The organism is Bacillus sp. 05T31 (genome assembly GCF_056396725.1).
Genome location: NZ_JBFTMA010000578.1, coordinates 1 through 5,151, shown reverse-complemented (window position 1 = coordinate 5,151; position 5,151 = coordinate 1). Strand labels below are relative to the sequence as shown.

At 35.0% G+C, this 5,151-nt stretch carries 7 protein-coding genes and 2 pseudogenes; 8 read left to right on the top strand and 1 reads right to left on the bottom strand.

What is annotated here, in order from left to right; genetic code table 11:
• The 3 genes from AC1DJR_RS24525 to AC1DJR_RS24515 all read left to right on the top strand — a co-directional run.
• Positions 1-591 (top strand): SDR family NAD(P)-dependent oxidoreductase (locus AC1DJR_RS24525; RefSeq protein WP_477003717.1); only part of this gene is annotated, 591 nt, incomplete at its 5' end.
• Entirely contained in the window at positions 588-1,364 is a 777-nt protein-coding gene (locus AC1DJR_RS24520; RefSeq protein ID WP_354656990.1) for a GNAT family N-acetyltransferase, read from the top strand. The genes AC1DJR_RS24525 and AC1DJR_RS24520, both read left to right, overlap by 4 nt.
• A gap of 11 nt (positions 1,365-1,375) precedes the next feature.
• The gene (locus AC1DJR_RS24515) at positions 1,376-1,909 is read left to right on the top strand and encodes a PhzF family phenazine biosynthesis isomerase (protein WP_477003716.1); all 534 of its coding nucleotides are present in this window, start codon (positions 1,376-1,378) and stop codon (positions 1,907-1,909) included.
• Positions 1,910-1,944: 35 nt separating this feature from the next.
• On the opposite strand, the gene AC1DJR_RS24510 is transcribed toward AC1DJR_RS24515, so the two are convergent.
• The gene (locus AC1DJR_RS24510) at positions 1,945-2,154 is read right to left on the bottom strand and encodes a hypothetical protein (protein ID WP_429687565.1); all 210 of its coding nucleotides are present in this window, start codon (positions 2,152-2,154) and stop codon (positions 1,945-1,947) included.
• Positions 2,155-2,231: 77 nt separating this feature from the next.
• On the opposite strand from AC1DJR_RS24510, the pseudogene AC1DJR_RS24505 reads away from it, so the two are divergent.
• The 5 genes and pseudogenes from AC1DJR_RS24505 to AC1DJR_RS24485 all read left to right on the top strand — a co-directional run.
• Positions 2,232-2,792 (top strand): annotated as a pseudogene (locus AC1DJR_RS24505) (Nif3-like dinuclear metal center hexameric protein); the annotation flags it as partial.
• A 5-nt stretch (positions 2,793-2,797) separates the two neighbouring features.
• Positions 2,798-3,289 carry an NUDIX hydrolase gene (locus tag AC1DJR_RS24500; RefSeq protein WP_477003715.1) on the top strand — a complete coding sequence of 164 codons (492 nt, stop codon included), beginning with the start codon at positions 2,798-2,800 and terminating at the stop codon, positions 3,287-3,289.
• A gap of 110 nt (positions 3,290-3,399) precedes the next feature.
• Positions 3,400-4,248 (top strand): phosphotransferase, encoded by an 849-nt coding sequence (locus AC1DJR_RS24495; RefSeq protein WP_477003714.1) that lies wholly within the window; start codon positions 3,400-3,402, stop codon positions 4,246-4,248.
• Positions 4,249-4,275: 27 nt separating this feature from the next.
• Positions 4,276-4,833, top strand: a complete 558-nt coding sequence (locus AC1DJR_RS24490; RefSeq protein WP_429692306.1) for a DUF7010 family protein — start codon at positions 4,276-4,278, stop codon at positions 4,831-4,833.
• A 29-nt stretch (positions 4,834-4,862) separates the two neighbouring features.
• Positions 4,863-5,151: pseudogene (locus AC1DJR_RS24485) on the top strand (hypothetical protein); the annotation flags it as partial.

The following is a 5,151-nucleotide window of genomic DNA, read 5'->3' as shown; positions in this document are numbered from 1 at the left end:
CAGTTAAAACAGATGTTTTCTTCTAGATGTTTTCCAATATTAGCAGACTTATCGATTGATGAGAGTACGGAGCAAATTAAAAAACAGCTTGAGGAATATACAGAGTATATTGATCTAGTTATAAATAACGCTGGCATTACTGGGAAGGAGACTCAGGTTTTACATACAAATTCAGAAGAGTTAACGAACTTATTTAATATTCATTGCTTAGGTGTAATTCGAGCTGTAAAAGGTACATATGTGACTTTAGCTAAATCGGATCATCCGAGAATAATAAATGTGTCCTCTCGATTAGGTTCATTGCATAAAATGGCGAACAAAGAGTTTCCACAAGGTAAGTTCTCATATTCATATCGAATTGCTAAAGCCGCACAAAATATGTTAACGCTCTGCTTACAACAAGAGTTTGAGAATAAAGGAATTCGTGTAACCGCAATTCACCCTGGAAAATTAAAGACTGACATTGGTGCCTTTGATGCGAATATGACTCCGGCTGAAGGAGCACAAAATATATATGATTGGGTAATAGATTCAAATGAGAAGGTTTCAGGGAAGTTTATTGAGCCGGGTGTAGGTGAAATAAAGTGGTGAAGTACGATCTTACAGTTGTTCAAAATTTATTTGGTCCTTCGAGAAAAGTATTAAATGGTTTACCAAATGCAGTAACGATTGAAGAAATAGAAGAAGATGTTTTTTATAGCGCACAAACTTACAAAGAAAAGGTAAGTAGATTTGAAGAAGTTTGTTTTAACTGGGAGTTAAAAAGAGCGAGTATTGTATTAAACAAAAGGTTTAGTAGTTATAACGCAAGTGTAAAAGTGTTACTTGATGAGGGCTTTGATTTGTACGCGGCAAAGATAGAAGTGTGTAGAGAGTTGAACAATATAGAGGCGCTTGAAAAACAATATACATATCGCTCGATAGAAGAAGGGACATTATCGGAAAGAGAATTCACATGCATTTGGGAGCAATGTATGTTGGAATCAGGAAATCGACCGTCAATTCTGAATGTCGATGAACATTTGCATTCAGTGCAAACAGAATTAGGTAAAGGTTGGGAAAAGTCATGCATTGTTTTTTATGATAAAAATGAGCCGATTGGTTTGTCCATACCGCATATAGAGCCTGGAACAGAAAGTGAAGGACGATTATTTTACTTTGGGGTAATGCCTTATTATCGCGGGAAAGGAATTGCTTCCCAACTGCATCTTCAATCTTTACATATGTTAAAGGAAATGGGGGCTACTTATTACATCGGAAGCACACATACTTCAAATGAAAAGATGCAGAGGATATTTTGGAGAAATAATTGTGTGATAAAAACGGAGATAGAGAGTTATTATAAATTATTTAAAAAGGGTTAGGAGATAGGTAAATGAAGAACATAAACGTATTTCATTACGACGCATTTACGAATAAGCCAAATATGGGAAATCCAGCAGGTGTTGTACTAGAGGCGGATGGATTAACGGAAGTATATGGAAATACTGGTATTTGGACTTTAATTGTACCTATTAAAAAAATTGATGCATGTGAAAGAATGAAACCTAATAATAATGAATTTCCATCTGTGCTAAAAGAAATGCCAAAGGTTGCGATTCATCCACTTTGCTTAGAGACATATGATGCAGAAGCAAAAATGCACGGTCGTCATTTTTCATCACCTTATTCTGGAACGATTGAAGATCCAGTGACAGGAACAGCTTCAGGTGTAATGGGAGCGTATTATGCGACGTATTTGGAGAAAGATTTTGACCGTGAACTGGAGTTAATCGTTGAGCAAGGACAGGAAATAAATAAAGATGGCCGTGTGACGGTTTATGTAACGAAAGATGTAGAAAATGAGAAGTTACAAATAGATATTGCTGGAACAGCGGTGTATGTAAAAAAGTTTGAAATTTCAATATAAAAGAATGAAGCCCAGTATATAACCGGGACTTCTTCTTACCTGTTCAACACTTCAATATACGAAGCATCCCCAGCTGTTCTAATAGCAGAGCGGAAATTATTGTTTTCTAACGTTTCAGCAACTTGTTTTAATTGCTGTGCATCATCGTGATGAATGATTAAACTATCTGCACCACTTTCTTCTATATGAATATGTGCAACATTTCCAATCGCTTCATGTATAGCTTTTAAAAATTCAGGTTTCATATTGTCCTCCTATATGTATGTAACGTCGTTAAATAGTATTTCCTTATTTTTGAAATATAAAAGTAAATGAAAGGAGACATCATGCACCGTGGAGTTTTCTATTCGGTATGGAAGAGGCCTGTATTGAGAAATTAAAAGAATATGAAATGAATCATTTTTGGATTCATTTGCCGTTAGATTTTGTAAAGTTTGGCACGTGTACGTCGTTATTTAATGAAATTGTGATAGATACAATACTGGAATACTCCACGTATGAGGAAGAAGAGCTACCGGGAATAGGAGAATATAAAGAAGCGATTCCGTTYTCAAATTTAGTTGAAAAACTTGAAGAGAGAATGGAAGAGAAAGTGAAGAGCTGGAAAAATCATGACAGGCCAGTAAAACGGATTGCGATATTAACAGGTGCAGGAAACAATACAAACCTTATTGAGCGTGCGCTAGAAAAAGGTTGTGATACGTACATAACGGGAGAAAAAACATTATATACAGTGCAACATGCGAAATTTAAAGGCATCAATTTGATTGTAGGAAGCCACACATTTACAGAAGTATTTGGTGTAGAAAGTTTGGCTCGTAAGTTAAAAGAAAAAGATCGTGCAATAGAGATTATTAGATTAAATGAAGAGCATTTGGAGTGAGGGAAATGGTAACTATATGCGCAAATTATGGGGAATCAAAAGTGAGGTTAACGTGGAAAAAAGATTGTATATTGCCAGAATACGAAAGAATCACGAGTGTTCACGGTTTTTGTTTTCATAATAATAAGGTTTTACTAATAGACCATGAGCAGCGTGGTTGGGACTTTCCTGGTGGGCATATAGAAGAAGGGGAACTACCAGAAGAATGTTTTAAAAGAGAAGCGTGGGAAGAAGGTTATGTAAAAGGAGAATGTACTTTATTTGGATATATTATCGTTGACCATAGTGATAATCCAAATTGGAATRAAAATAGTCCGTATCCAAAAGTAGGGTATCAGCCGTTCTACCGGATGGAGATTAATGAAGTGCATAAGTTTGACGGTGAGTATGAATCCGATAAAAGGATGTTTGTTAGAGTAGAAGAGAGTGCAGCGTATCATTATAAATGGAATGAATTATATGATGAAATCTTGAAGGAAGCCGTTTTGATAAAATAAAAATTAATTTCTGCAATATTAAGATGTTAGAAGGGATTCTCTTGCAATTGTAAAATAATAGTAAAGTTGTCTTTTGAATTGAAGGAATCTTCAGATGCAAGGGTGAGTGAATGAACATTTCAGTAATCGCTAAACAACTAGTTAATGAGAAGATTATTTCACTTTATCCAAATAGCATGAAAGTGTTGAGCGGAGGAACGACAAGTACTGTATATTTGTTGGACGAAAAATACGTTGTAAAGCTGAATGAATCGGACGTAATACGTGAAGAAGCGAATTTTCTTTCTTTTTATGAGGGGAATACTTTATTTTCGAAGCTTTTGTATATGGAGCCTTTAAATAGATATATTGTGTATTCTTTCTTTGAAGGGAGTACTTCGTGCGAACATGGATATAAACGGATTACGCTTAGTATACTTGTAAAAGAAGGTATTAATAAGTATGAAATAGTTTCAGATATAGATGGATGGGGATGGAAAGAAAGTCCAGTTCAATCTTGGAATGAATTTTTAACAACAAATGTGATAGAAGCTTATGAAAACCTAAAACCACATATAAGTGATGAAGAGTATAGAACTGTTCTTAAGCTTACAAATAGTCCAAATAGGGGGACTGGAATAAATAAGCCATTTTTATTGCATGGTGATCTTGGATTCCATAACTTTATATTTCAAAAGAATAAGTTAACCGGTGTGATAGATCCTTTACCAGTGTTAGGRGATCCTMTATATGATTTAATTTACGCGTTCTGTTCAACTCCRRAAGATKTAACAAAAGAARCRATTKRTTATGYGATGAAACAATGTGTATTTCATAAAAAMGAACGAGATTTATATGAGGAAATAGTCATAGGYTTATATTTGCGTATAGATACATGTTTGAGACACCACCCGAAAGATTTAGAAGATTACTTAGTAGCTTGGCGTTATTGGATGAACGAAATTGAGCCGGCTTTATAGTACAAATAGTTTGGGGGAGATAGTGAAATGAACATAGCAGAAGCAAAACGAGATTTAGCACAAAGAACGAAGAGGGGAGTTCCTGTTATAATAGCTGGTCTTTTATTTTGGATTGTAGCGAGCATAACTGGTGTTCTTCTTTCAGAAAAGCAAGTTGTGTGGGTATATTTAATTGGTATGGGCTGTGTGTTTCCTTTCGGCTTAATGTTAGCTGCTATATTGAAAATTGATATGTTTGCGAAAGGAAATCCGCTAGGGACTTTAGCTGGAATAATTGGTGGGATAAATGTATTAAATATTCCGTTAGTGTTACTTGCATATTTTCAATTTCCAGAATGGTTACCTTTTGTAGTAGCAATGATAATAGGTGTTCATTTTGTACCATACGTATGGATTTATGAAAGTAAAAGTTATGGTGTATTGTCAGTAGGAACCGTATTTGTGACGTCAGTTTGCGGGATTCTTTTTGCAGACAATGGACTTATTGTAATTCCATTGTCAGTTACAGCTGTCTATTTACTGACTCTAATAGGTTTAGTAATCGAAAATAAAAAAGCAGAAAACTATCAAAAAATATCAGCTTAATAAAAAATTAAAGGGATAGGGGAATGACTATGAATAATTTCGTTTGTACAACGTGTGGCGTGCAGTATGCAGCGAGTGTAGAGGAACCGGTAAGTTGTCTTATTTGTGATGAGGAAAGACAATATGTTAATCCGAAAGGGCAGTCTTGGACGAGTTTAGAAAACTTGCAAACGAGTGATACATATAAAAATGAAATTATAGAAGAAGAAAAGGGGCTTTATAGTATTACGACAAAACCAGAATTTGCGATCGGTCAGACGGCATTTGTAGTAAAAACAGAGTCATATCGTTTGCTATGGGATTGTATTACTTATTTAG